Origin of the sequence: Radiobacillus deserti (genome assembly GCF_007301515.1) — a bacterium.
GTDB classification, from domain to species: Bacteria; Bacillota; Bacilli; order Bacillales; family Amphibacillaceae; genus Radiobacillus; species Radiobacillus deserti.
Map to the genome: position 1 here is coordinate 276,222 of NZ_CP041666.1, position 25,371 is coordinate 301,592.

Genomic DNA, 25,371 nt, shown 5'->3' on the forward strand with positions numbered 1-25,371 from the left:
AAAGGGCGATACTTTGCATGAGGTAGACTGTCTCTAATCGCCTCATAGAAACCTATCATTTCTAATAGGTCGGCTTTGCAACCTTACTTTGCATTAAAAAAGATAAGGGGCTGACTGAAATGAAGCAAGTGAGAGCAACGGACTTATTACCGGAAGAGTTGTTGCTAGAAATACAAAAGTATGTCGATGGAGAGATACTGTATATTCCGAAGCGATCTGAAAAGCACTGTAAGTGGGGATCGCGTTCAGGGGGACGTAAGTACATTGATGAACGGAATCAAGACATACGTGAATTATTCCAAAATGGCACGAGAATTGATGATCTTGCCGACATGTATTGTCTTTCACCAGAAACCATAAAAAAAATAGTCTATTCAAAACAGTAGAAAGCATTGGTGGTGGAATCCGCCAGTGCTTTTTTATTATGGTAAGTTTGTTTATAAATTGTTTTATCTATTTTCATAATAGTTATTTTTCGCTAGAGTAAAATGAAACGTTAGAAAGGAGTAAGACTACATGGAACCATTTATTCGCAACGACCAATTTAACTATATAAAGAAGCAAGCTCAATCGATTGTAAACGGACATTCTACTGCAAATGATAAGGGAGTCCTGACAGCGGTAAAAACAATGGCTATGGAACGCTCAACACAGCTTTTCCATGAATTAAATGAGGAACAGAAAAAGCTCTTAGAACCTATTGTAGATATTGTGAATAAAGAGGATAGTGAGCAGTTTTTAGCTGTTTTAAAGCCATATGTAATCCCTTTTCAAGAAGTGAGGGAACAAACTTTAAAAAAGCTATTTCCTAAAGTGAAAAAATTAAAAACACCAGACCTAAATAAAATAGATTGGAGAGCCATTTCCTATCTAGGTTGGAATGACACTGGTTCTGAAAAGAAGTACCTCGTGTTGCGTGATCCAGAAAAAGAGAAATTAGTAGGTTTGCAAGGGTCTTATAAACCTTTACCAAATCAAAAGGGGATTTGCGTCATTTGTAATCACTTTGAGGAAGTGGGATTGTTCGTAGCTCAAGTCAAAGGAAATGTACAAGGAACATTTACACGAAGAGGAAATTACATTTGTCACGATACCGAAGCGTGTAACAGTAGAATTACTTCCTTAGATAAACTTCATGACTTTATGAATCGCGTACGGAAGAAGAATTAACACGGTCCTTAGGATCGTGTTTTTGTTTTATTAACTACCTTACAAAAATGTAAGACAAATGAAAGGATATTCAATAGGGAATCAAGCCTTTTCTGGCTACACTAGGGGTAGATTAGATTGGAGGTTTGAACATGACACAAACAGTCGTAAACGTTCAAAATGTGAAAAAAGTATTTGGAAAACGAAATGAAAACCAATTCCATGCCCTTAACGGAGTTTCGTTTCAAATAAAAGAAGGGGAATTCGTCGGAGTAATGGGACCTTCCGGTGCAGGAAAAACAACATTGCTTAATGTGGTTTCTACACTTGATCAAGCTACTGGTGGGTTGATCGAAATCGCAGGTTCCAATATAACGAATATGAAACAGAGTCATTTGTCAGATTTTCGCTCGAAAAAGCTTGGTTTTATATTTCAAGATTTTAACTTACTCGAAAACTTAACCATTTATGAAAATATTGCACTTCCGTTGTCCTTACAAGGCGTTTCTTCTCGACAAATTAAGCCGAGTGTACAGGAGGTGGCAAAGAAACTAGGAATTGAAGGTATTTTAGAAAAATACCCAGCGACAGTGTCAGGTGGTCAGAAACAGCGTGCAGCGGCAGCTCGGGCATTGGTCCATGAACCAGCCATTATTTTGGCGGATGAACCAACAGGAGCACTTGACTCTAAAAATGCAAAAAGCTTAATGGAAGCAATGACTCATCTAAACCATAACCATAATGTTTCCATTATGTTGGTCACACATGATCCATTCAGTGCTAGTTACTGTGACCGTATCCTATTTATCCAAGACGGAGAATTATATAAAGAAATCCAGCGAGATGGTACCCGTAGTGAATTCCACCAATCTATCCTACATGTGTTAGCGGAATTTGCATCTGCGGAAGAGGAATAGGAGGAAAAAGCATGCTTGTTAAACTATCGCTTGCCAGCATGAGGAAAATGTTTAAAGACTACCTAGTCCTCTTGTTTGGCTTAACCATATCTATTTCGATTTTTTATATGTTTGAGACACTTGCACAAAACAGAGCGTTTCTTGAGTCTAACGCTATGATAGGCTCGATTGTCTTTGTATTCCATGTTGGGTCCTTCATATTAGGGACAATTACTGTTTTCTATATTTTCTATGCAACGTCCTTCATTCTCTCACTTCGGCAAAAGGAGATGGGAATGTATTTAACCTTTGGTGCAAAAAAAAGTAAAGTAGCCCAATTAATGTTTTTTGAAACGTTTGTTATAGGGTTAATTTCTTTAATCGTTGGACTTGCTATAGGAGTTGGTTTATCCCAAGTCATAGCCGATTTACTCATGAATCAGCTTGATTTCTCAGGAGAAGGATTTAAACCGCTCTACACATCTTCCGTTGTTACTACAGTCCTATTTTATGTTATTTTGTTTTTCATAACGTCGCTAACGAATGGATTAAAGATTGCGAGAAAATCGGTGCTAGATTTAATTCATGCAGGACAAAAGAGCGATACCATTATTGCAACAGGAAAACGAACGTTTTTAGGTGTTTTCTTTTCCATCATCCTTATGGCGGTTGGGTATTATGCCATGATCAACATGGGAAGCCTTGCCCAAATGGGGTTAATTATAGCTACCGCAACGATTATTCCTGGAACCTATTTATTGTTTATTTCTTTACTTCCGTATTTCATGAAGCGGCTGAAGGGAATGCGTTCATTAAATGAAAAAGGGATTAATTCTTTTACCTTCGCTCAATTACGATTTAGAATTCATCAATTAACGAAAGTACTAGGAACGGTCGCCATGTTAGTTGCACTTGGACTTGGGGCAATGACAGCTAGTTTATCCTTCTATAACAATATTGAAAAGCAAGCAGCCCTTTTCCATGGAAATGATTTGTTTATCCATCAACCTAGTGAGCAAGATTTAGAGATGCTAGAAAAAATGGATGTAAAGAATCAGAATGAGTATCGTTATAAGCTTAATGAAGAAGGAATTTATTTTCTGAAAAAGGATCTATTAGAGAACCCACCGACGGTGAGGCAGTTTGATCCAAACATGACAGATTATCCAGTTCCGAAAACATTAGATGTGGAGCTACCTAAAGATCGATATGCCTTACACGCAAAAGATGGGATGACTGAGATTCCTAAAGAATGGACTATGGCGTTTCAAACAGAGCTTAGTGTAGATGAAACGATGTTCGGTAATAAGCCTATTTATATCTATTCTCAAGAAGCTTATAACTCCGTAGAGGGAAAAGAGAAACACGTATTACTTTTACAATTAGATGATTTCACGGAGCATCTTGATCAGATTAAAACGATTGTAAATGGTCAAAAGAAGCTTGCGAAAAATCTAACTGGTACAGAGCCAGAAATGCTAGGTACAAAATATGATAACTATTTAGGGTTTAAAGCAATCGCGAATGGAACGATTTTTATGGGTGTATTTTTAGGCATAGCATTCTTAATGATGATGGCTAGTGTCTTAATGTTTAAACTTCTTTCTGGTGCACCTGTAGATGTACAACGGTACAGCATGCTACGCAAAATAGGGGTAAGAAGATCCTTGCTGAGCAAGTCTATTTACAAAGAGCTGTTTTTAGTATTCCTATTCCCAGCTTTGGTTGGATTAGTTCATGTAATTGTAGGCATGCAAATGTTTTCGTTTATTTTAGTGGAGCCTTATACGAAGATTTGGTTACCGCTGAGTCTATTCATCATTATTTACTTTGGCATTTATTACTTGCTAACTGTTCAGCTTTATAAACGGATCGTGTTGCCGAAGGAAAAATAAGAGTTTTATGCGTTTTCGTTAGTTCAATATCTTTAAAAACAAGTAAAGATGCAAACTGTGTTATGTTTGCATCTTTTTTTAGTTGAATGGATAAATGTTGTAATATATAAGGGGAGGAGAGTGTACATGAAAGCTTATCAAATTATTTTAGCGTTCCTGCCCATTCCGTTTTTATTTCATTTTTATGAGTATAATAGTCATCTGCAAAAACACGAAGCTGTCTTTTTATTTCCACTTTTTATACTATCAACAATTGGTGTTGGGATAACTTTGAAAAGAGTTAAATGGCCTTTGTTTTTGGGGATAAATGTAATGATGACAGTCTTTTCCTTGATACTAGGTTCCTTCTTTATTGTGGATGATGGGAGTTGGTTTAAGCCTGTTGGAAGGGATGGAGCAATTATATTTATTTCTTTTATATATGTTTTAGGCCAATTGATTATTAGATGGGTAGGCAAGCCTAGTCCTATTAATTAAGACTTTTTAGTCGCATATTAATTGATTAAAGCTACTAAAAGGAGAGGTTTATTCGTTATAGTGTTCTTGGTAATCATGAGCCGAGAAAGAAATTCTTTTAAAAACGGTAAAAAAAAGACCTACATGATATTTGTCATATAAAAGCGTGACGATTATGACTTCTGCGGCTTGTATATTTTCTGTAAGATTGACGTATCATCTCTACTAGGAGGTACGTATGAGTAAACAAAAACAAGCTGAACTAAGAAAAAATGTCGCTCCATATGCGAAAGCAAATACGAAAGCGAGTATTATCCAAATCATAAATACGATTCCACCATTTTTTATCCTTTGGTTTTTGGCCTACCAAAGTCTATCCGTGTCCATTTGGTTAACGATTCCACTTTCCATTCTTGCTGCAGGGTTCGTGGTTAGAACCTTCATTATTTTTCATGACTGTACCCACCAATCCTTCTTCCAAAATAAAAAAGTGAATCGGATAATGGGAACAATTACTGGGATTATCACTCATTTTCCGTTTGAGAAATGGAAACGAAGTCATTCCATCCACCATGCTACGAGCAGTAATTTAGATAAACGTGGTACGGGAGATGTTTGGGTCATGACCTTGGAAGAATATAAAGAAGCTTCTTTTTGGGGTAGACTGAAGTATCGACTTTACCGAAATCCATTGGTTATGTTTGGACTAGGGCCAATATATTTGTTCTTAATCTCCAATCGTTTCAACCGAAAAGGCGCAAATAAAAAGGAACGTATGAATACGTATCTCATAAATGCAGTTATTGTTATCAGTTATGCAATAATGATAGTTGGTATTGGGTGGTTTCCGTTTGTCCTTATCCAAGGAACGATTCTTTTCGTCTCTGGTGCGCTAGGAATCTGGCTGTTTTATGTCCAGCACCAATTTGAGGATTCCTACTTTGAAAATGAAGAGGAGTGGGATTATGTAAAAGCAGCAGTGGACGGAAGCTCTTATTATAAACTGCCTAAAGTGATCCAATGGTTAACCGGTAGTATAGGATTCCATCACGTTCACCATTTGGCACCAAGAGTACCGAACTACCATTTGGAAAAAGCACATGAATCTACACCACCTTTGCAGAAAGCAACAACAATTACGCTTACTTCCAGTTTGAAATCCATAAAGTTTCGCCTGTATGATGAAAAAACGAAATCCTTTTTAAGCTTTAAAGAGGCAAAGCGAGAAATTAGAAAGGCTCGAACAGGCATAGCTTCATCATTATCAGCTAACCCACGTTTACAAGATAATAAGTAGTACAATGGCCCCTTCTTTAGAGAAGGGGTCTTTGTAAATAAAGTGTTTGATATAATGAATGTATCATACACGTTGGAGGTCCATATGCAGCATTGGTATCATATTTTTCCGAAAAATACAGGGTTAAGCTTATACGTCTGGTTAATCTTTTGTATTCTTCCTTTTTATTTCATTTTTCGATCTTCTCAGTTAATCGAGATTGTGTTTGGAATTGTTATGATCGTCTTATTTTTTGTTTCTTATCGCCTTTCTTTTTTATCTAAAGGGAAAGGGGGCCTGGTGTACATATGTGTTGGACTCGAGATGGTGATCAGTATGGTGATGACCTTGCTTTTTGGATACATCTACTTTTCGTTATTTCTTGCCTTTTTTATTGGAAAAATCCAAAGTAAAGCAGGATTCATATCCTTATACGTCATTCATCTCGTAACGACCCTTGCTGCTATTAGTTACGGATTTGTCACACAAACTGATGGCTTTCTTACACAACTACCCTTCCTCCTTATTTCCTTGATTGGGATTATTCTCTTCCCAGTTAATATGTTCAACAGAATGAAAAGAGAGAAACTAGAAGGAGAGCTCGAGATAGCGAACAAAAGAATATCTGAACTGATGGTCCTAGAAGAGCGACAACGAATTGCTCGAGATCTGCATGATACACTGGGGCAAAAGCTTTCGTTAATTGGATTAAAGAGTGAACTAGCATCTAAGCTTTTACACACAAAACCGAATGCCTCTCTGGAAGAGTTAACAGATATTCATCACACTGCACGAACGGCTTTAAAAGAAGTGAGAGACCTAGTTTCGGATATGAGGGGGACTAGTTTAGCTGAGGAATTTATCCGAGTTAAGCAGATATTAAAGGTGGCGAATATTGATAGTCATACCGAGGGAGTTGAATCATTCCGACAATCGGATTCCATGATCGAAAATGTCTTAAGTATGTGCTTAAAGGAAGCGGTAACGAATGTTGTAAAACATAGTCAAGCGAAACATTGTATGATATCCATTCTCGAATCGGAAGAGTTTATCGAACTAAAGGTACAGGATGATGGCATTGGGCTAGTGCAAGGGGTAAAGCATATTGGAAATGGGCTAAAAGGAATGAAAGAGCGGTTGGAATTTGTTAATGGAACGTTAGATATATCTTCTTCAGCGGAAGGAACCACCCTTCGTATTCATATTCCGAATGTCATTAAACAAAGGAATCAGGAGGAGCCTGTATGATTAAAATTGTTATTGCAGAAGATCAACGCATGTTACTTGGTGCTCTTGGATCACTTCTCGATTTAGAGGACGATATGGAAGTGGTTGGGAAGGCACGTGATGGGAAGGAAGCGGTGCAATTGGTTCGTACCATTCATCCAGACGTATGTGTGATGGACATTGAAATGCCGGTTATGAGTGGCTTAGACGCAGCAGAGGAACTTAAGGATCATCCGTGTAAGACGATTATCCTGACGACCTTTGCAAGACCCGGCTATTTTGAACGGGCCAGAAAAGCGGGGATTAGTGGCTATCTGCTAAAGGATAGTCCGAGTGAGGAATTGGCGAATTCCATTCGTGCTATCATGGAAGGGCGCAGAATTTATGCTCCGGAATTAGTCGATATGATGTATGGGCAAGAAGAAAATCCTCTAACGGAAAGAGAAGAGCAAGTTATTCACTTAATGGCGGACGGTAAGAATACGAAAGAAATTTCAAAGGAGTTATTTATTACTCCTGGAACGGTGCGAAACTACATTTCAATCATTTTAGATAAATTGGATGTAAGCAATCGCATTGAAGCTGTAACACGATTTAAGGAAAAGGGTTGGTTCAAGTAGCATATAATTCTTTCGGATGGTGAAACTTCAAGTACCTAGAATCGTAGTAAGAAGTAGTATCCAGAAAGGGGAATGAGCATGGGCAAATATACAATTGAGGAATTTATTAATCAAACAAAGCAAGACGAGCAGGAAAATGAGTACTTTGAGCTAGAGACACCAAGAATCTTAGAAGTGAATCTTACGGATGAGGTATGGGCAAAAGCTGGTTCCATGATTTCCTATAATGGCCAGATAAAATTTGAACGTGAAAAGGTGCTTGAGCACGGGGTCGGAAAAATGTTCAAAAAAGCTTTTACAGGTGAAGGAAGTTCTCTAATGAAGGCGTCGGGTCGAGGAAGTTTATATTTGGCGGATCAGGGCAAAAAAATAACTATCTTTGACCTAGATAATGAATCCATAACGGTAAACGGGAATGATTTGCTAGCATTCGAGCCAGGTATTGATTGGGACATAAAGCTGATGAAAAAAGTTGCGGGAATGCTTTCTGGTGGATTATTCAATGTAACGTTAAAAGGAAGTGGGAAGGTCGCAATAACCTCTCACTATGAACCGTTAACGTTACTTGTTAAGCCAGGTCAACCTGTTATTACAGATCCAAATGCAACCGTAGCGTGGTCTGGTCACTTGACTCCAGAGTTTCGGACAGATATTAGCTTTCGAACGTTTCTAGGAAGAGGAAGCGGAGAATCTATTCAAATGGAATTTTCCGGAGAAGGATTTGTGATTGTTCAACCATTTGAAGAGGTCTACATGTCTGGTAGTTCTTCCTCATAACAAGGAGCCCTAGGGGCTCTTTTTTATTTCAGTCGTTCGTTTTAATTCTTACTCTAAAAAAAATATAAAGTTTAAGACTATCCAATAGCGCAAAAGATAAAAATCGTGTACGCTGTATAAATATGAAGAGAGATATTTAACATGGGAATGGGGAATGAGAACGTGGAAACACCTACATATAATCGAACGACAATAGTTGCTTTATTACTCGCAGGAGCCTTTATCGCGATTCTAAATCAAACACTAATGATTACGGCTATCCCGCCAATAATGCATGAAATGAATATTACGGCAAACAGTGCGCAATGGCTCACAACTGTATTTATGCTAGTAAACGGAATTATGATTCCAGTAAGTGCTTTTCTGTTGGAACGATTTACAACGAGACAGCTTTTTATCACGGCTATGAGCGTGTTTGCATTTGGAACACTTGTAGCAGGGGTTGCTCCCAATTTTGAAATCTTATTACTAGGACGTGTTATTCAATCAAGTGGTGCAGGAGTTATGCTTCCACTTATGCAGACCGTCTTCTTAATGATTTTCCCGGTGAATAAGCGAGGAGCGGCAATGGGGTTAGTTGGTCTAGTTATTTCCTTTGCACCAGCGATTGGCCCAGCGTTATCTGGTTGGGTCACATCCAATTATTCTTGGCGCGTTCTTTTCTTTATTATTTTACCAATCACGATAATAGATATTATCGTTGCGTGTATCGCGTTGAAAAACGTAACGGAAGTAACTAAACCAAAAGTGGATATTTTATCGATTATCCTATCTTCGTTTGGGTTTGGTGGACTGCTTTATGGCTTTACGTCAGCAGGAAATTACGGCTGGGGTAGCATGAGTACGATTCTTTCTTTAGGTATAGGTGTGATTGCGCTACTCCTGTTTATTTTAAGACAGCTTCGTATCAAGCATCCAATGTTGGAGTTCCGTGTGTTTACTATTTCTATTTTCCCAATAGCTGTCATGATTGGGATGATTACCTTTATGGGTCTTATCGGAGTGGAAACACTTATTCCGTTATATATGCAGGATATAAGGGATTTTACTGCTTTTGAAGCAGGCATTGCCTTACTTCCAGGTGCTTTAATTACAGGATTAATGTCCCCGATTACAGGTCGAATATTTGATCGAGTAGGGGCAAAATGGTTAGTTATTACTGGCTTATCCATTATTACAATCTCGTCGTTCTTCTACACAGATTTAGGTCCTGATACAACGTTGACTTATATTACGGTACTTTATAGTATTCGGATGTTCGGTCTTTCGATGGTTATGATGCCGATTGCTACTGCGGGCTTAAATCAGCTTCCAAAACGATTGATTGCCCATGGTGCTGCAATGGATAATACAATGAAGCAAATTGCGGCTTCCGTAGGTACTGCTATTCTCGTAACAGTAATGACGAATACAGGAGAAGCTGCTAAACATCAACCGGACATTAGTTATCCAGAAATTTATGGAGTAAATGTAGCTTTTATTGTAGTAACTGTTCTTTCCTTAATCGGGATAATCCTGGCATTCTTCATAAAGCATTCAAAACCAGTAGAAGAAGAAGACCGAAAAGTCGTATTAAAAGGGTAAATAAAAAAAGACTTCACGTTTGTGTGAAGTCTTTTTTGATCAATTCTCGGATTGCTCGTTGATTTTGAAAACTTGTTGAACTGTCTCATCTAACAGGTTAGATAGTTCTTGGTTGCTATTTGTTAATCCATCAACGGTTGCACTCATTTGTTCTAAGCTTGCTGAAGCTTGTTGAATAATTGCTGCTAAGTCGTTCGTAGATTTCTCCACTTCGTTAGACTGTCCTTGAACTTGTTGGGAGAGTTGAGTAAACCCTTCTAATCCTTCGTTTAGCATTTTCAACGTTCTAGTCATTTCATTAAAGTAGCCAGCTACTTCGGAAGTAGAGGCAACACTAATTTCAATCGTTTCTCCACTTTGCTCCATTTTTTCAATCGCTTCCTTGTTACTATTATTTAGTTCAGATAGGTTTTGGGTAATCTTCTGTGTCGTTTGTCCTGTAACATCTGCCAGTTTTCTTATTTCTTCTGCTACAACTGCAAATCCCTTTCCGGCTTCCCCTGCGCGTGCAGCTTCAATCGATGCGTTTAACGCAAGTAAATTCGTTTGCTCCGTAATGTCTCGTATTGTGTCAGCGAACTGGTTCGTTTCTGATATTTTTTCAGTTAATACAGTAAAGGATTGACTTAAAGACTGGATAACTGTTTGTAACTGATGAATTTGTTCTGTTAAATTATCCATTTTTCCTTTAGCACTTTCCGCAATATTTCTTGTTTCGTTTGATCCTTCATACAATGTAATAGAGTTTGCGTGTACTTGTTCCATGCTAGTCATTGTCTCATTTGTATGCTGTGAGATTTCAACAATTTGCTCAGACTGAGCTTGGCTACCTGTTGATATTTCACCAATTGCATACGCCATTTCCTTTTGAGCATGAACATTCTTTTGGAACTGTTCATTGATCGCTTCCATATTTTCTAGGATGGAGGTTACACTATGCTCTAAATAAGCACGCTGTTTTTCCTGTTGATTGGCCGTTTCTGCAGATTCTAAAAGGAATTTCTCAATATTTTTCTGTTGATCATTAGATATACGGATAATGACAAAGAAAATTAAACCGATTAACAGATAGACTAATAAATACGTACTAAACAAACCACGGATTATTTCTTGATCTGGAGTTGTCATTAAATGATTTAAGATGACCGCAACTAGACCTAGAAGATATCCTTGAATAAACAATGATAGCTTTAAGTGAATACCTGAGAACACAATGATAAATAATAGAATAAATAAGACATCTATGCTACTCGTATCAAATAAAATGCTAACGCTAGAGAACCCTGCAATGATAGTAATCATTATGTATGGTAAGGGTCTAGGTTTATTTAGAAACTTTTGTAAAACGAGATAGAAGCCTATTATTAGTAACACATCAATGCCATAAATGATCATATTGAATGTGTTCTTTTCGACAATTGAGAGTCCTAATCCTGCTCCCGCAGATATGATCATACATATTGCCATTAACGTGTTTTTCTTTCTCAAATCCTGAAGCTGCATCTCCTGTACATTATTCAATCAACTAACCTCCAAGTCTAATATTGTAGAAACGTGTCATACTATAGTCCTATTATATTTTTAATTGAAAAGCTTTACAATAAAAATTCTAAATTATTATTTTTTTGCGAAAAATGAGGCTGGACAAAAGAATAGTAAGCAATGAAAAAACGAACCATTATCATTAGTGCCTATACCTCGCTCCGGAAATATTCGACGCTTTCCGCGGGCGGCTGGTGAGCCTCCTCGTGCTGACGCACGGTGGGGTCTCGCCGATGCCTTTTTTCCCGCTGGAGTCTACGTATAATTCCGGAGCTAGTATAGGCTGTTGTTCGGCTTATCGGCTTAGCCTTTTCGTTATGTTCCCAGCCCCTAGAAATTAGGATTATTTTTTATATAATTCTCCCATACCTTCTTCGAACTTTCTTCTAGTTCTCGAACAGACCGGTCTAATCTTCCTTCAGAGTCCCCGTAGCCGATGGTTTCCTCTCCCTTTAGATACCTCTCATATACCGAATCTGTAAAATCGTGAAGAGGTGCGCCAAATGTATGTAACCCTTGTCCCCCAAGGTCTGTATTTACGGCAGGTGGTAGAATCTCATACACGTCAATATTGGATTTTTCCAACTGAATGCGAAGAGAAACGGTAAAGGAATGGATGGCTGCTTTCGTTGCACTATAGATAGGTACCCATACTCCTGGCATTAAAGCTAGACCAGAGGAAACATTTATTATCGCTGCTTGCTCTTGTTTTACTAAATGCTGTAAAAATAATGAAGAAAGATGAATAGGCCCCTCCACATTAATTTGAATCTCTTTTTGATAGGCTTCCCAATCCTCATTCATCTTCTGAAGATTCACTCGCTGCTGAATTCCAGCATTATTTACAAGAATGTTCATGTCGGGGTAATGAACGGTGACCCACTCAAATAGAGCTAAGCGTTCCTCTTCCTTTGCTACATCACATACTTTTGTATGAAGCTGTGGATGTTTATTTTTTGCTTCTTTTAGCTTCTCTTCTTTTCGGCCTATAATAATGACTTCATTTTGATCGTTGAGAAAGCGTTCGGCTAATGCAAAGCCAATTCCAGAGGCTCCGCCAGTAATAAGAACTGTATTTCCTGATTTATTCATGTTTATTCCTCCTTCGTTTTATCTTATCCTTATTTTAATCCTTTACTACGTTTACCTAAAGTAAGGAGGATTTTTGGAATCATTACGGAATATAGCAGGAGGTAGATGTAATGAATGGAAGGGGAGCAGAACAATGAAGGTTGGAGTGATAGGAATAGGGGACATCGCCAAAAAAGCATATTTACCTGTTCTTAGTCAGATTGCACATCTAGAAATATGTCTTTGTACTAGAAATGACGTGACGTTAAAAAAGGTGAAAGAGCAGTATGGGGTTAAGTACGCATTCTCTTCTGTGGACGATTTAATTGCGGAAGGGATTCATGCTGCATTTGTTCATTCGTCCACCGCTTCGCATGAACAAATCATTGACCAATTGCTTGATCATGATATTCATGTATATGTAGACAAGCCTATTACCTATGATGGAGTATCTTCCATACGATTAATGGAAAAAGCAAAGAGCAAGGGATTAGTTCTCATGGTAGGATTTAATCGCAGGTTTGCTCCGCCATATCAATCGTTAAAAACGCTACAAAACCCCAATATGGTTCTGATGAAAAAGAATCGAGGACACCAAGCTGCGGAGCCAAGAACGTTTATCTTTGATGATTTTATTCACGTGATTGATACGATTCTTCATCATTTCCCATTTCAACCAAACGAAACAAACATCACTGTTAAAATGGTCGGTGAGAGCTTACATTCCGTAGTATTACAGCTTCAATCAGAGGAAAGTATCGCTATAGGAATTATGAATCGAGAAGCTGGAACAACAGAGGAAAGACTGGAAGTGACGAATCAAAATGAAACGAGAATAGTAGAAAATGTAAGTGATATATATTCGCATAAAGATAAAGTGATACAGAAGCATGCAAGTGATGATTGGGAGCCGACACTTCAAAAACGGGGCTTCTTTGCTATTGTAAATGCTTTTCTAACGGCTGTTATGAAAGATGAAGGATCTTATACTGGGTATGACCAGGATTTAGAAACGCATTTGTTAGCAGAAAAAATCGTGAAGCAAATAGAAGGGCAGTAAAAAAATAACTCTTCTTTTTGTATTTTTTCTTTTTAGAAGGAACCCCCTCTATATTAGGAATGGAAACGGTAACATACCGCCCCCCTTTGTATTTCAAGTGTAAATTACCTTGTGAGATTATCTCACAAGGTAATTGTTTGAAAATTTCGATACTGATAAAGTTCAATGTAACAAGTGATGTCAACAGATATCACATAGAGGGGGAGAAAAAGTATGGAAATGGCACTTATGGATAATTTATGGGTTATTGTTGGTACGGTCCTTGTTTTCCTTATGCTAGGTGGGTTTATTTTACTTGAGGCAGGATCGACTAGAATGAAAAATGCTGGCCACATTGCAGGTAAAACGATTTTCACAGCTGGTATTGGTGCGTTAGTGTTCTGGGCAGTAGGCTACGGATTGATTTACGGTTCAGAGGGCGCCTTTATCGGATGGGGAAGCTTCTTTTACGGAGATGCATCCTTCTCTGGGGAAGGGCTAGCTCCTGCAGTCGATATTATGTTCCAAATGGTCTTTGCGCTTGTGGCATTAACCATTGCATTTGGTGGATTTGCAGAACGTGCGAAGCTTTCTGCATATGTTATATTCGCAGTATTATTTTCTGCTCTAATCTATCCTGTTGTTGCACACTGGATTTGGGGTGGTGGCTGGTTAGCTGGTCACGGAAAGCAAGACTTTGCCGGTTCTACCGTTGTTCACTTAACAGGTGCGATGGCAGCTTTAGCAGCAACAATTATTTTAAAACCACGTATCGGTAAATTTAACAAAGACGGTTCTTCGAATGATATTGCTGGTCATAACCAAGTGTACACAGCGTTAGGGGTCCTACTTCTTTGGGTAGGTTGGTTTGGATTTAACGGTGGTAGTACATTCGGGGTTGCGGATGCTTTCTTTGGCTTCGTATCTCTAAACACGATGTTAGGGGCGGCTGCTGGTGCGGTTGCAGCGATGTCTGTTGCTTGGGCTGTTAATGGAAAAGCCGACGTACCATCCATGTTAAATGGAGCTCTGGCTGGTCTTGTTGCTATCACAGCTCCTGCAGGATTCGTAGAGCCATGGGCTGCTGTAGTAATTGGTCTTGTTGGTGGTATTATCGTAGTATTCAGTATGAAACTGTTTGATAAAGCTAGAATTGATGACCCAATTTTTGCCTTATCTGTTCACGGTACGGTTGGGGTTTGGGGTACACTTGCAAATGGTCTATTTGCAGTGCCGGCATTCTCCTCTGAAATTGATTGGGGTAAACCTGGATTATTTTACGGTGGCGGATTGGAACAACTAGGCGTTCAAGCGCTTGGAGTTTTTACAAGTGGTCTTTATGCATTCGTTGCTTCTTTCCTTATTTTAAAAGTGATGGACATCGTAATGGGAGGTCTTCGTGTATCTGAAGAGGAAGAGATCATTGGACTTGATTTGAGTGAGCACGGTGGATATGGATATCCTGAGAATATTCCAAATCCAAATGATCAAAAAGGTGCCTAAGAAAAAGCTATTTAAAAGAATATCGTAATAAAGTCTAGTTTCACTGCTTTCTGATGGAGATATTGTCAACATTTGAGGCATCTGCTAGTGCTAGGTAGTAACAGAAGCCTTGCCTTTTTCCTTATAATCTGAATATCAGTATAGGAAAGGCAAGGCTTCTTATAGTATGAAATGGGTTGGAATTATTAAAGGATGTGATTCCAAACCGAGGGGTTGGATATGGTGAGTAGATACGAAGCAATAAAAAAATGGCGATTTGACAAGATGACAACGGTGCTAACCAACCATACGGAACTGAACAGGCTCCACGACGAAGTGATGGAACGTACGGTTCAGGAAGCGATTCAAAAAGTAGAAGGAGAGTGGGGGGAGGCTCCTGCTCCTTTTGCTTTTTTTCTAATGGGGAGTGCTGGGAGGTTTGAACAATCGATTTGGAGTGATCAGGATCACGGTATTATTTATGATGGTGATACAAAGTATCAAGCCTATTTTCTAGCATTAGGCGAGGAAATTAGAGATGGTTTAGTGGCAGTAGGATATGAGGAATGCGATGGTAAAGTAATGTCATCCAATCCGTTATGGTGTCAGTCTTATCTGGATTGGAAAGGACAGATTAGTAGCTGGTTAGAGGAAGCGAGCTGGCAATCTTTACGGCACTTTTCCACGTTTTTTGATTCTCGTGTATTAATTGGGAAACAGGAGTATTTATACGAATTAAAGCAATGGGCGTTTTCTATTATTCGGGAAAACCGAGAGCTTTATCAACGCTTTGTGGATAACGTGGACTTTGTACAAAAAGGTGTAGGAGTGTTTGGGCAGCTGCTTCCAGAGCTTCGTGGAGAACGATCAGGAAGTATTCATTTAAAAAAGACAGTCTTTTTTTCCTATGTGAACGCATTACGAATATTGGCATTAAAAGAAGAGATCGTTAATCCATCTACTATTTCACGATTTGAAGAGATACCGGAGCATATGTATGCTTCAATCAAAAAGTACGAACAGGAATTTAGGGAACTACTGACCTATCGACTTCGTAGTCGTAAAAATGCAAAAAATTATAAAGAAGTTCATCACATACCGCTAAATACGTTGACGAAGGAAGAAAAGCAGGAATTAAAGCATTTTATGAAGAAGGGCTACAAACTATTTTCGGAGACGAAAAATATAATAGAAAAAGAGTGTTCCACATGGTTATGAATCAAATGATGCAATTTGTAAAGCAATTGTCTAGTCGGACCGCCTTTAATCAAACGGACCCAAATCAAATTGCGTATATGAGACAGCTCCAACGAGAAATGAAAGAAAAGGATGTTCTTCATACACCGTTTGATGAATTGCAAGTAGTTGTCTTTGACATTGAAACGACAGGATTTTACCCGGAAAAAGGAGATAGTATTCTTTCTATTGGAGCAGTTCGAATGAAGGGAAATACAGTGTTAGAAGAGGAAATCTTCTATTCTCCCATTTATCATGAAAATGGTCCTTCAGAGGATATTCAAAAGCTCACAGGGTTAACGGTAGATGAACTGAGACAGGCAAACCCTATAAACCTTGTATTAAAAGACTTTTTCCAATTTGTTAAAAGTGATACGTTAGTTGCTCACCATTCAAGCCATGAAAAGAAATTTATGAGACACGTTGCGTGGTCCGTTTTGAAAATGACCTTTCAACATCGCTTAATTGATACATCGTTTCTCACAAAAGTAATTGATCCTCAATCAAAGCTGCACACACTAGATGAATGCTGTGAGCATTATGGCATCCCCATTGAACAGAGACATCACGCACTATATGATGCCATTGCAACGGCACATTTATGGGGGGAAAGTTTACAACGAACGAAAGAATTGGGTTATTCCGATTTAAAGGAAGTCTATACACATATTGCTCAATTGAAATAACGTTTTTTGTATTATCGTATGGAGTATTTAGGAACGGAGCTGCATATCGCCATTTACAAAGAGGGGGTAATGAGAATGAACGATGCCATCCCTGATCACTTATCCACATTTCCAATTAGTGTCGTCGAGGAGCTGACGAAATTATCGGCCAGGCAAATCAGGTACTATGAGGAACAAGGGCTCATTAAACCTGGTAGAAATGATGGGAATAGACGGGTATATTCCTTAGCTGAAATTGAGCGGTTGAAGAAGATAAAGAAGCTTATTGATCAAGGGGTCAACATAGCTGGAATAAAAGTCATGTTAGAGGATTTGTAAAATGTGGTTAACTTTTGTTAACCTTTTTTTGGCACAAATAAGCCTGCTAGCCGGGTGAGTTGGATATAAAAGACCTGTCCTCAAATGCTTAGGAACAGGTCTTTCCATTATGTGTGAAATTTTACAATCGTACTTTTTAATGACTCAGCTTGCTGTTTTAAGTGTTGGGAAAGATTTTCGAAATATTGAATGACATCTGCTTGTTCCTTCATAGCATCTGACACATGCAATGCACCAGCAGAGGTTTCTTGAGCGATTGCGGTAACCTCTTGAGATTGCTGTGATGTAACTTGTATTCGTTGCATTTGCTTGTCTACTAGCTTTGAAATTTGCTCTACTGAGCTAGCGACTTCGAGAATCGTTTCAGCCATTTCATCCATGACGGAATTGGTTGTCGTGCCTTTTTCAGCTTCTTGGTTAGCTTGTCCTACTTGCTGACTAATTTGTTCCACGACACTTCCAACTTCAGATTGAATATTTCCGATAAGATCAGAGATTCCTTGCACGGCTTTCGCACTTTCATCAGCCAGTTTTCGCACTTCATCTGCTACTACTGCAAATCCTTTTCCGTGTTCCCCGGCTCTAGCTGCTTCTATAGAGGCATTTAATGCTAATAGATTGGTTTGATCCGCAATATCTCCAACGAGCTGAATGATTTGACCGACCTGGTTTGCGTTTTCTTCTAAACGATGAACGCTTTGTAAGGATTGTTGATTCGCCTGAGCGAGGCTTTGAATCCCTTGTACTAAGGAATTAATGACCTCTTTACTTGCTTGTAGTTCATTAACCATACTCGTTGATACTTGTTCGGAAGATTTGGCGTGTGACTGCACTTCTTGAGCAATTCGGATGATATCTTCTACGGAATCAGCAGTTGTTTGAACAGACAGCGCGGAATTTTCCGCACCTGCAGATATCTGCTCGATTGTTTCTGTTATCGCTTTTGACTGCTCAGACGCTTTTATGGATGCATCTGATATTTGAATAACATTATCGTTTGTTTTAGTAAAGTTTTCATCAATACTTTTAACCATGTCACGTAAATTTTCAAGCATTTGATTAAAGGCAATACCTAAAGACTGGATTTCATCATTTGTTTTCGCCACTTCTACATCGATTCCTATATCACCTTCGGAGGCATGAATCGCAGCTTGTTGTAGCTGTTTTAAAGGCTTCACAATAAAACCTGCAACAAAATACATTAGAATTCCAGACCAGATAATGCCCAGTGCAAATGTCACAATAGTAAATACGGTTTCATTAATAAAAGCCGCAAAATGTGAATGAACGTAATACATGAAGAAAGCACTTGTAGAATACGTAATGAAAGCTAATAGTGTAATGAATAAAACGAGTTTTCCTCTTAGACCAAAACGAGATTTTTTCATCAATACGTTTCCCCCCACTAAACTTGTATCTAGTATATACCTATTATAGGCCAAAAGCATTACGTACCGTATAGATAATTTTAAGTAAATCTAACAATCTTTTGAACAAGGAATAGGAATTAATTGAAATTTTTTGCAAAAAGGAAACCGATTTCTTCATGGATTCTGTTATAATGGTAGTAATTTTGAAAGCGCTTTATTATAAGGTGGGGGTGAATGGTGTGGGAGCTTTACTAAAGCTCAATCAGGTTGAACGAAGCTTTGGTACCGATGAACGAGAAGTTAAGGTGTTAAAGGGTATTACCGCTGAATTTCCGAGCCAACAGCTTATTGCACTTCGTGGACGCTCAGGATCTGGTAAGACGACATTGCTCAATCTTATTGGTGGCCTAGACCAACCTACGAACGGTGAGATTTTCTTTCAAGAGCAGTTAATCAGTTCGCTACCAGAGAAGCTTCGGACAGAAATGCGACGCTGTAAGATGGGAATTATTTTTCAATCCTATGGGCTTGTTCCAATGATGACTGTAGAAGAAAATGTAGAGTTCGGCTTACGAATAGCAGATATTGATCGAACAGAATGGAAGCAACGAGTTGCGGAGGCCATTGAATTGGTAGGGTTAACAAAACGAAAGAAGCACCGTCCGTTTGAATTATCTGGTGGAGAGCAACAACGTGTCGCAGTTGCACGAGCGATGGCTTTAAAGCCGCCACTAATATTAGCGGATGAACCTACAGCAGAGCTAGATACAAGAATGGCATTTCGAATAATCCATGCGTTTCAGGAATTACTTTCACAAACAGATACAACGGTAATTATGACAACGCATGATCCAGGTATTCTAGAAATAGTGGATCATGTGTACACATTGGAGGATGGTCAATTTGCGCAAGAATAAGAAGTGGATGTCCTTTACTATAGCTATTATCCCTTTAACTGTTACGGTGAGTGGCTGTTCTTTCTTACCGAAGGAAGAAAAGGTGATCGCTCCTCCTTTGGTAGAACCTGCGGAGGTTAGCTATGATATAGCGGAAGTAAAAAAAGGGGAAATTATGAACCGAATTACTGGTACAGCAACCTTTATAGCGAAGCGTCAGGAAGGGCTGTTTTATGAGGAACAAGGTGGAAGATTAGAAAAAATACTCGTCGCAGAAGGGGATACCGTAAAAAAGGGACAAAAGCTAGTAGAATTGGATAGCGGAGATGTGGAATTTGAGATTCAAAAGATGGAAATAGAGCTAGAAAAAGCCGAGTTAAAGTTGGACCAATTAAAAGCACAATCAGCAGATAAGTACACCATTTCTATTGCAGAGTTGGATAAAGAGAGTATTGCTTTACAGCTAACGCAATTAAGAAACCGGTTTACTTCTTCACAGCTTGTCTCGCCTATTAATGGGGTTGTTACTTATGTGACGGATGTGAAGTCAGGTTCTGTCGTAGAGCCATTTCAATCCTTAGTGGAAATTGCGGACACATCTAATCTACAGCTGATGTATTCAGCGATAAGTGCTGCAGCTATACAAGATGTTAAAGTTGGGATGAATGTGACGGTAACAATAGATGATAATGAAGTGCAAGGGAAAGTTGCGCAAACTCCTGAAACAGTTCCGGAGAAGGTGGCGGAGCAAGACCCAGATCTTTATGAACGCAGCCTTTTAATAGATTTAACAGAAACACCAGAAGGAGTAGAGATGGGTTCCACAGCAGAAATGGAAATAATAATGGAGCGAAAAAAAGACACATTAGTCATTCCAATTAATGGTCTTCGAACTTCAGGTGGACGAAATTATGTGCAAGTACTTGTCAACCAAACGAAGCGTGAAAAGGACGTCGAGGTTGGAATTATTTCAGATACGGAAGTAGAGATAGTAAAAGGATTAGAAGAGGGAGAAAAAGTCATTTTGAAATAGGGAGAATTGATTATGGCCATTATAAAAATAATCTTACGGAAAATGATCAATAATCGTTGGTTAACTGGTAGCTTGTTTTTAGGGTTGCTGTTGACAGTTTCCCTTGTTTCGAGTATTCCAACTTACATGTCAGCAGTCTTTCATACGTTATTATCTAGTGAACTGGAAGACTACTATGTAGAAGAACAACAATATCCAGGGGAGTTCAGTTATTCGGTTAACTTTACTAAGGATAAAGACATAAAGGTGTCTAATATGTACGTGGAAATAGAAGACTGGCACAATCAGTTGATAAAGGAAACCGATATCCCTCTTTCTGCACATACGGAAATCTTAAGTTCCGTCGCCATGGCTGTGGACTTTCCAGACAAAGAGGCAACAACCGATCAAAAAAGCGGAAGAGTACTTGGACTTTCAAATCTGGAGGAGCACATTACCATAACGGATGGAACATTTCCAAAAGATCAATTAGTTGAAGGTGTTTATGAAGCTATTGTACCAGAACAAGCACTCCTAGAAAGGGATATGGTACTTGGAGACACATTTCTGCTAAATAAGGGAGATACAGAAATAAGGATAAAGCCTGTCGGTACATTTGTAGCTAAAGACCCGAGGGATCCATATTGGGTCTCTTTATCGCCGGAAGCCTACAGCAAAGACTTTATTATTTCGGAATCTCTATATCGGACTTCTTTTTTAAAAGAGCACGTGAAGTTGTTAGAGACCATAAAATTTGTTTCTGCGTTTGATTACATGCAGCTTTACAAAGAAGATATTCCAACTTTACTTCAACTAGAGCATAAAGTGAAAGAAGAGGTATCTAATAAACTAGATACGATTTTACTTATTGATTTTCCAACGAAAGATCTTATCGGGTCCTATGAATTAAAAGGAAAACAACTAACGATCATGCTGTGGTCTTTGAACGTGCCTGTCCTTGTTATGCTAGGAATCTACCTATTTATGGTTTCGCGTTTAATCATAAATCGACAAATGAATGAGATCGCCGTATTAGCAAGTAGAGGAGCAAAGCGCACACAAATTCTACTCATCTATTTCCTAGAAGTCAGTATGTTGGGTGCAATTGCATTTGTATTAGGGCCACCGATTGGATTATTCCTCTGTAAGATATTAGGGGCGACAAATGGATTTCTAGAATTTGTACAACGAACTTCTTTACCTATCCAGCTCGAGCCACAATCGTTTTTATATGGGTTTTTAGCAGTTTTAGCAGCAATTGTGATGGTCATGATTCCGGTATTTCAAGCATCCAATCGTAGTATCATAAACCAAAAACAACAGCTTGCGGACCAAGCAAAGGGGTATAAATGGTACTCTGTTCTATTAGATGTAACTCTCCTTTCCGTAGCTATGTATGGCTGGTATGCTTTTAAAGAAAACCAAATGCTTTACACAGCACAATCCGCTGAGCTCCCTATTGATCCAACTTTATTTTTCCTACCTGCCATCTTTATTATTGGCTTAGGGTTATTTATATTAAGAATTTATCCTTTTTTATTAAAGCTAATAAACAAACTCGGAGACCGCTTTTGGTCGATTTCTCTTTATGCAACATTTGTGCAAGTAAGTCGTTCAGCGAAACAGTATCAATTTTTTATGGTATTTCTCATTATGACAATCGGTATGGGTGTTTTTAGTGCAAGTGCGGCCCGGACGATTAACAGTAATTTAGAGGAACAAATTCGTTATGAAAATGGAGCTGATATTACAGTTGAAACAAAATGGGAAAGTAATGCCATTCCTGCTGGATCTTACGGCTCTCAGGAGACTAGGGAGGACGCGGAAAATCCCGAGCGAGAGAAACCACAACAAGCTGAAGCGGTTGTTTACACCGAGCCCCCGTTTGAACCATTTCAGAACATTGACGGAATTGAAGAGGTAACCAAAGTGTTTGAGAAAGAAGGCGTAAAAGTAGAAGCAAATGGAAACACCATATTCACGGGTCAGCTCATGGCGATTGAACCGAAAGGATTTGGTGAAACAGCTTGGTTTAAACCAACATTATTGGACCATCATTGGTATCAGTACTTAAATCTATTAGCGAAAGAACCTAGTTCTATCCTTCTATCGACGGCGACCGCAAAATCTTTAGGTGCTAAGGTAGGCGACTATGTAACTATGCAGTGGGATGGTTCAGGCTCGGCGGAGTTTGTTGTCTATGGGATAGTGGATTACTGGCCGGCCTTTAATCCGAATGAAAAAAAGGAAAATGATGAGAAGCCCTCTTTAGTAGTGGCCAATTTGCCATTTGTACAAAATGTAATGGGATTAGAACCTTATGACGTGTGGTTAAAAGCGGGAGAAGAGGCATCACGAGTGGAAATTTATAACAGTATGAAAAAAGAGAAATTACCTATCGTGAATATGAAGGATATTTATCCTAATCTAATAGAACTAAAAAATAGTGCCTTCCTATTAGGATTGAATGGCATGCTTACATTAGGATTTATCATCTCAATTCTACTCAGTTTTATAGGATTCTTGTTGTATTGGACGGTGACATTAAAATCAAGAACTTTACAATATGGAGTTTACCGCGCCATGGGAATTCCGATGCCTAAGCTAATTAGTATTTTAGTTTGGGAACAGCTCATGACGTCTGGTGTGGCATGTATGCTTGGCATTTTTGTCGGGGGCGTCACCAGTCGCTTATTTGTTCCATTGTTCCAGTTATCGTTTGATCCTGTAGACGTCGTACCACCTTTTGAAGTCATTTTTTCAGCGAGTGATGAACTTAAAATATATCTATTTGTACTCGTTATGTTAGGAATTGGTCTTTCGTTACTTATCGTACTATTGCGTAAGATTAACATTCATCAAGCAGTAAAGTTAGGTGAAGATGCATGATAACCTGTGAAGACTTAGTAAAAATTTATAAAGTCGATGAAGATTTAGAAGTCATGGCCCTTCAAGGCTTGGATTTAAATGTGGAGAAGGGAGAAATGATGGGGATCATCGGCAATAGTGGGAGTGGCAAGTCCACTCTGCTAAACATGCTAGGTGGATTAGATCGTCCGACTGCAGGTAAGCTTATTGTAGATGGCAAGGATCTATTAAGAATGTCCGATAAAGACTTGGTTCGATATAAATTAGAGACAGTCGGGTTTATCTGGCAAAATAATGCCAAAAATTTGTTGCCCTATTTAACGGCGCTCGAAAATGTTGAATTGCCAATGTTGCTAAAAGGAAGACATAAAAGAGAGCGAGCAAAAGAACTTCTTGAGATGGTTGGAATGGGACACCGCATTCATAATAAGCTTCACATGCTATCGGGAGGCGAACAGCAACGGGTTGCGATCGCGATTTCCTTAGCTAACTATCCCAAGCTGTTACTAGCCGATGAACCAACAGGAAGTGTGGATACAAAAACAGCGGATATTATTTTGGATGTGTTCCGTACATTGAATCAAGAGCTGGGCGTAACGATTGTTATTGTAACGCATGATATGCAGCTAACGAAAAAAATGGACCGAGTCGTAGCAATCCGGGACGGACGTACGTCTAGTGAAATACTGAGAAAACCCTATTATGAAGACGTGCTAAGAGAAGCAGAACATATAGAAGGAGAAGAAGAGTCCCATGTGGAACTAGCTGTACTGGATAAAGCAGGAAGGCTCCAAATACCAAGAGATTATTTAGATGCGATTGGTGTCGGGAATGCAAACAAGCTCCAGGTTTTGCTAGAGAATGGGCGAATCATTTTAGAAAACCCCAATGAATCGGATTATAAGAAATAAAGAAGTTAGGTGGAAACACCTAACTTCTTGGTTATTAGTCGTAAATATGAAAATTATTTTTGCCGGATCTTTTCGTCATATATAAGGCTCTATCAGCATTTCGGAGTAATTCCTGTGGAGTGTTCCCATGTTCCGGATAAATAGCTACTCCTATTGAAAGCGTAACGGTTATGGCTTGGTTTTCTATTATAAAACGTTGATTGAATTGATTAATTAATTGTTCGCAGAATACGTGAGGTTGGCTCACAGTAGAATAGGATGTTAAAAGAATAGCAAATTCATCTCCACCAATTCTGGCAACTAAGTTCGTTTTACTATGTTGTACTAGGCGATGCGCTATTTGCTTTAACAGATGATCACCGTATTCGTGTCCATATGTATCATTTACTTGCTTGAAGTTATCCCCATCTAGAAACATAACAGCTAGAATAGATTGCTCACTTTTTGCTTTTTCTAATTCTTCATTTAAGGCCTGACCAAAGCCTCTTCGATTGAATACATTCGTTAAATCATCGTAATAGGCGAGGTTAAGAAGTTGATTTTCGTATTCTTGTTTCTCTGAGATGTTTCTCGTCACACCCAGGACAAATTGACAGACATTCTTTTCGTCCAATATGGGGGTTAAAACCGTATGACTATATATTTTATCATTTCCGCTCATAAAGTGATCTTCATATACATGAATATCGCGGCGAGATACACATTCTTCATATTCCTTTTGAATCTTAATGGTTTCCTTTTCTGGTAACACATCCTGGAGCTTCTTCCCATAACTATTTTCAGTTAGGTTCGTATGCGCTTGTGCTGATTTATTCATAAAATAATAATAAAAAGTGCCTTGTTCTACACTCATAACAAAAACAAGGTCGGAAAAGTAATTTGTAATTTCTAAATTAGACCGATCGGCAAAAATATCTATATCAAGTCCTCTTTGTTTGTTTAGATCCATAGGAATACTCCAATATGTCATATTTTAATCAAAAATATATAAGAAAATGACGCATAATTGAATAAATTATAGCATAAATACTACTTCCGGTATATGTAACAAGGGACTAAA

23 protein-coding genes are annotated in these 25,371 nt (G+C 38.6%); 19 read left to right on the forward strand and 4 right to left on the reverse strand.

Features of this window, described 5'->3' with window-relative positions:
- Positions 1 to 119 precede the first annotated feature (119 nt).
- From FN924_RS01510 to FN924_RS01555, 10 genes are all read left to right on the forward strand, one after another.
- Positions 120 to 386: a CD3324 family protein gene (locus FN924_RS01510; RefSeq protein WP_143891755.1), complete on the forward strand. Its 267-nt coding sequence runs from the start codon at positions 120 to 122 to the stop codon at positions 384 to 386.
- A gap of 130 nt (positions 387 to 516) precedes the next feature.
- Positions 517 to 1,170, forward strand: coding sequence for a FusB/FusC family EF-G-binding protein (locus tag FN924_RS01515; RefSeq protein WP_143891756.1), 654 nt, complete (start codon positions 517 to 519; stop codon positions 1,168 to 1,170).
- Positions 1,171 to 1,301: 131 nt separating this feature from the next.
- On the forward strand, positions 1,302 to 2,066 hold the full coding sequence (locus FN924_RS01520) for an ABC transporter ATP-binding protein (RefSeq protein ID WP_143891757.1): 765 nt from the start codon (positions 1,302 to 1,304) through the stop codon (positions 2,064 to 2,066).
- An 11-nt stretch (positions 2,067 to 2,077) separates the two neighbouring features.
- Positions 2,078 to 3,940, forward strand: a complete 1,863-nt coding sequence (locus FN924_RS01525) for an FtsX-like permease family protein (RefSeq protein WP_143891758.1) — start codon at positions 2,078 to 2,080, stop codon at positions 3,938 to 3,940.
- A 126-nt stretch (positions 3,941 to 4,066) separates the two neighbouring features.
- The gene (locus tag FN924_RS19040) at positions 4,067 to 4,417 is read left to right on the forward strand and encodes a hypothetical protein (protein ID WP_194709679.1); all 351 of its coding nucleotides are present in this window, start codon (positions 4,067 to 4,069) and stop codon (positions 4,415 to 4,417) included.
- 217 nt (positions 4,418 to 4,634) lie between these two features.
- Positions 4,635 to 5,693 carry a Delta(5) desaturase DesA gene (locus tag FN924_RS01535; RefSeq protein ID WP_143891759.1) on the forward strand — a complete coding sequence of 353 codons (1,059 nt, stop codon included), beginning with the start codon at positions 4,635 to 4,637 and terminating at the stop codon, positions 5,691 to 5,693.
- Between the two features lie 84 nt (positions 5,694 to 5,777).
- A complete protein-coding gene (locus FN924_RS01540) occupies positions 5,778 to 6,920 on the forward strand; it encodes a sensor histidine kinase (protein WP_143891760.1) in 1,143 nt (380 codons plus the stop codon).
- On the forward strand, positions 6,917 to 7,519 hold the full coding sequence (locus tag FN924_RS01545; RefSeq protein WP_143891761.1) for a response regulator transcription factor: 603 nt from the start codon (positions 6,917 to 6,919) through the stop codon (positions 7,517 to 7,519). The genes FN924_RS01540 and FN924_RS01545 overlap by 4 nt, the downstream gene beginning before the upstream one ends.
- Positions 7,520 to 7,597: 78 nt before the next feature.
- Entirely contained in the window at positions 7,598 to 8,296 is a 699-nt protein-coding gene (locus tag FN924_RS01550) for an AIM24 family protein (protein ID WP_143891762.1), read from the forward strand.
- Between the two features lie 147 nt (positions 8,297 to 8,443).
- A complete protein-coding gene (locus tag FN924_RS01555) occupies positions 8,444 to 9,880 on the forward strand; it encodes an MDR family MFS transporter (RefSeq protein ID WP_143891763.1) in 1,437 nt (478 codons plus the stop codon).
- Positions 9,881 to 9,919: 39 nt separating this feature from the next.
- Here the strand turns inward: FN924_RS01555 and FN924_RS01560 are convergent, their stop codons facing one another.
- Both FN924_RS01560 and FN924_RS01565 read right to left on the reverse strand, forming a co-directional pair.
- On the reverse strand, positions 9,920 to 11,401 hold the full coding sequence (locus FN924_RS01560) for a methyl-accepting chemotaxis protein (protein ID WP_143891764.1): 1,482 nt from the start codon (positions 11,399 to 11,401) through the stop codon (positions 9,920 to 9,922).
- 351 nt (positions 11,402 to 11,752) lie between these two features.
- A complete protein-coding gene (locus FN924_RS01565) occupies positions 11,753 to 12,514 on the reverse strand; it encodes an SDR family oxidoreductase (RefSeq protein WP_143891765.1) in 762 nt (253 codons plus the stop codon).
- 133 nt (positions 12,515 to 12,647) lie between these two features.
- Between FN924_RS01565 and FN924_RS01570 the strand changes: the two genes are divergently transcribed.
- The 5 genes from FN924_RS01570 (at position 12,648) to FN924_RS01590 (ending at position 17,254) form a co-directional block, all read left to right on the forward strand.
- On the forward strand, positions 12,648 to 13,553 hold the full coding sequence (locus FN924_RS01570) for a Gfo/Idh/MocA family protein (protein WP_143891766.1): 906 nt from the start codon (positions 12,648 to 12,650) through the stop codon (positions 13,551 to 13,553).
- Positions 13,554 to 13,766: 213 nt separating this feature from the next.
- Positions 13,767 to 15,035, forward strand: a complete 1,269-nt coding sequence (locus tag FN924_RS01575; protein WP_143891767.1) for an ammonium transporter — start codon at positions 13,767 to 13,769, stop codon at positions 15,033 to 15,035.
- 219 nt (positions 15,036 to 15,254) lie between these two features.
- Positions 15,255 to 16,232, forward strand: coding sequence for a DUF294 nucleotidyltransferase-like domain-containing protein (locus tag FN924_RS01580; RefSeq protein WP_143891768.1), 978 nt, complete (start codon positions 15,255 to 15,257; stop codon positions 16,230 to 16,232).
- Positions 16,223 to 16,936, forward strand: a complete 714-nt coding sequence (locus tag FN924_RS01585) for an exonuclease domain-containing protein (RefSeq protein ID WP_143891769.1) — start codon at positions 16,223 to 16,225, stop codon at positions 16,934 to 16,936. Before FN924_RS01580 ends, FN924_RS01585 begins: the two co-directional genes overlap by 10 nt.
- A 75-nt stretch (positions 16,937 to 17,011) precedes the next feature.
- On the forward strand, positions 17,012 to 17,254 hold the full coding sequence (locus FN924_RS01590) for a MerR family transcriptional regulator (RefSeq protein WP_143897075.1): 243 nt from the start codon (positions 17,012 to 17,014) through the stop codon (positions 17,252 to 17,254).
- A 107-nt stretch (positions 17,255 to 17,361) separates the two neighbouring features.
- On the opposite strand, the gene FN924_RS01595 is transcribed toward FN924_RS01590, so the two are convergent.
- The gene (locus tag FN924_RS01595; RefSeq protein ID WP_143891770.1) at positions 17,362 to 18,642 is read right to left on the reverse strand and encodes a methyl-accepting chemotaxis protein; all 1,281 of its coding nucleotides are present in this window, start codon (positions 18,640 to 18,642) and stop codon (positions 17,362 to 17,364) included.
- Positions 18,643 to 18,863: 221 nt separating this feature from the next.
- Between FN924_RS01595 and FN924_RS01600 the strand changes: the two genes are divergently transcribed.
- Genes FN924_RS01600 through FN924_RS01615 form a run of 4 tightly spaced genes read left to right on the forward strand, consistent with a single transcriptional unit; the run spans position 18,864 to position 24,311 of the window.
- Positions 18,864 to 19,541 (forward strand): ABC transporter ATP-binding protein, encoded by a 678-nt coding sequence (locus tag FN924_RS01600; protein ID WP_143897076.1) that lies wholly within the window; start codon positions 18,864 to 18,866, stop codon positions 19,539 to 19,541.
- Positions 19,528 to 20,553 (forward strand): efflux RND transporter periplasmic adaptor subunit, encoded by a 1,026-nt coding sequence (locus FN924_RS01605; RefSeq protein ID WP_158633901.1) that lies wholly within the window; start codon positions 19,528 to 19,530, stop codon positions 20,551 to 20,553. The genes FN924_RS01600 and FN924_RS01605 overlap by 14 nt, the downstream gene beginning before the upstream one ends.
- Before the next feature lie 12 nt (positions 20,554 to 20,565).
- Positions 20,566 to 23,421: an ABC transporter permease gene (locus FN924_RS01610; RefSeq protein ID WP_143891772.1), complete on the forward strand. Its 2,856-nt coding sequence runs from the start codon at positions 20,566 to 20,568 to the stop codon at positions 23,419 to 23,421.
- The gene (locus FN924_RS01615) at positions 23,418 to 24,311 is read left to right on the forward strand and encodes an ABC transporter ATP-binding protein (protein ID WP_143891773.1); all 894 of its coding nucleotides are present in this window, start codon (positions 23,418 to 23,420) and stop codon (positions 24,309 to 24,311) included. The genes FN924_RS01610 and FN924_RS01615 overlap by 4 nt, the downstream gene beginning before the upstream one ends.
- A 34-nt stretch (positions 24,312 to 24,345) precedes the next feature.
- Here the strand turns inward: FN924_RS01615 and FN924_RS01620 are convergent, their stop codons facing one another.
- A complete protein-coding gene (locus FN924_RS01620) occupies positions 24,346 to 25,260 on the reverse strand; it encodes a sensor domain-containing diguanylate cyclase (RefSeq protein WP_158633902.1) in 915 nt (304 codons plus the stop codon).
- Positions 25,261 to 25,371 lie beyond the last annotated feature (111 nt).

Excerpts from the sequence above, each read along its gene's own strand:
- FN924_RS01520 (WP_143891757.1), top strand. The coding sequence starts at position 1,302 with ATGACACAAACAGTCGTAAACGTTCAAAATGTGAAAAAAGTATTTGGA.
- FN924_RS01525 (WP_143891758.1), top strand. The coding sequence starts at position 2,078 with ATGCTTGTTAAACTATCGCTTGCCAGCATGAGGAAAATGTTTAAAGAC.
- FN924_RS01555 (WP_143891763.1), top strand. The coding sequence starts at position 8,444 with ATGGGGAATGAGAACGTGGAAACACCTACATATAATCGAACGACAATA.
- FN924_RS01595 (WP_143891770.1), bottom strand. The coding sequence starts at position 18,642 with ATGAAAAAATCTCGTTTTGGTCTAAGAGGAAAACTCGTTTTATTCATT.
- FN924_RS01570 (WP_143891766.1), top strand. The coding sequence starts at position 12,648 with ATGAAGGTTGGAGTGATAGGAATAGGGGACATCGCCAAAAAAGCATAT.
- FN924_RS01545 (WP_143891761.1), top strand. The coding sequence starts at position 6,917 with ATGATTAAAATTGTTATTGCAGAAGATCAACGCATGTTACTTGGTGCT.
- FN924_RS01575 (WP_143891767.1), top strand. The coding sequence starts at position 13,767 with ATGGAAATGGCACTTATGGATAATTTATGGGTTATTGTTGGTACGGTC.
- FN924_RS01550 (WP_143891762.1), top strand. The coding sequence starts at position 7,598 with ATGGGCAAATATACAATTGAGGAATTTATTAATCAAACAAAGCAAGAC.
- FN924_RS01590 (WP_143897075.1), top strand. The coding sequence starts at position 17,012 with ATGAACGATGCCATCCCTGATCACTTATCCACATTTCCAATTAGTGTC.
- FN924_RS01615 (WP_143891773.1), top strand. The coding sequence starts at position 23,418 with ATGATAACCTGTGAAGACTTAGTAAAAATTTATAAAGTCGATGAAGAT.
- FN924_RS01585 (WP_143891769.1), top strand. The coding sequence starts at position 16,223 with ATGGTTATGAATCAAATGATGCAATTTGTAAAGCAATTGTCTAGTCGG.
- FN924_RS01535 (WP_143891759.1), top strand. The coding sequence starts at position 4,635 with ATGAGTAAACAAAAACAAGCTGAACTAAGAAAAAATGTCGCTCCATAT.
- FN924_RS01580 (WP_143891768.1), top strand. The coding sequence starts at position 15,255 with ATGGTGAGTAGATACGAAGCAATAAAAAAATGGCGATTTGACAAGATG.
- FN924_RS01620 (WP_158633902.1), bottom strand. The coding sequence starts at position 25,260 with ATGGATCTAAACAAACAAAGAGGACTTGATATAGATATTTTTGCCGAT.
- FN924_RS01610 (WP_143891772.1), top strand. The coding sequence starts at position 20,566 with ATGGCCATTATAAAAATAATCTTACGGAAAATGATCAATAATCGTTGG.
- FN924_RS01540 (WP_143891760.1), top strand. The coding sequence starts at position 5,778 with ATGCAGCATTGGTATCATATTTTTCCGAAAAATACAGGGTTAAGCTTA.
- FN924_RS01510 (WP_143891755.1), top strand. The coding sequence starts at position 120 with ATGAAGCAAGTGAGAGCAACGGACTTATTACCGGAAGAGTTGTTGCTA.
- FN924_RS19040 (WP_194709679.1), top strand. The coding sequence starts at position 4,067 with ATGAAAGCTTATCAAATTATTTTAGCGTTCCTGCCCATTCCGTTTTTA.
- FN924_RS01565 (WP_143891765.1), bottom strand. The coding sequence starts at position 12,514 with ATGAATAAATCAGGAAATACAGTTCTTATTACTGGCGGAGCCTCTGGA.
- FN924_RS01515 (WP_143891756.1), top strand. The coding sequence starts at position 517 with ATGGAACCATTTATTCGCAACGACCAATTTAACTATATAAAGAAGCAA.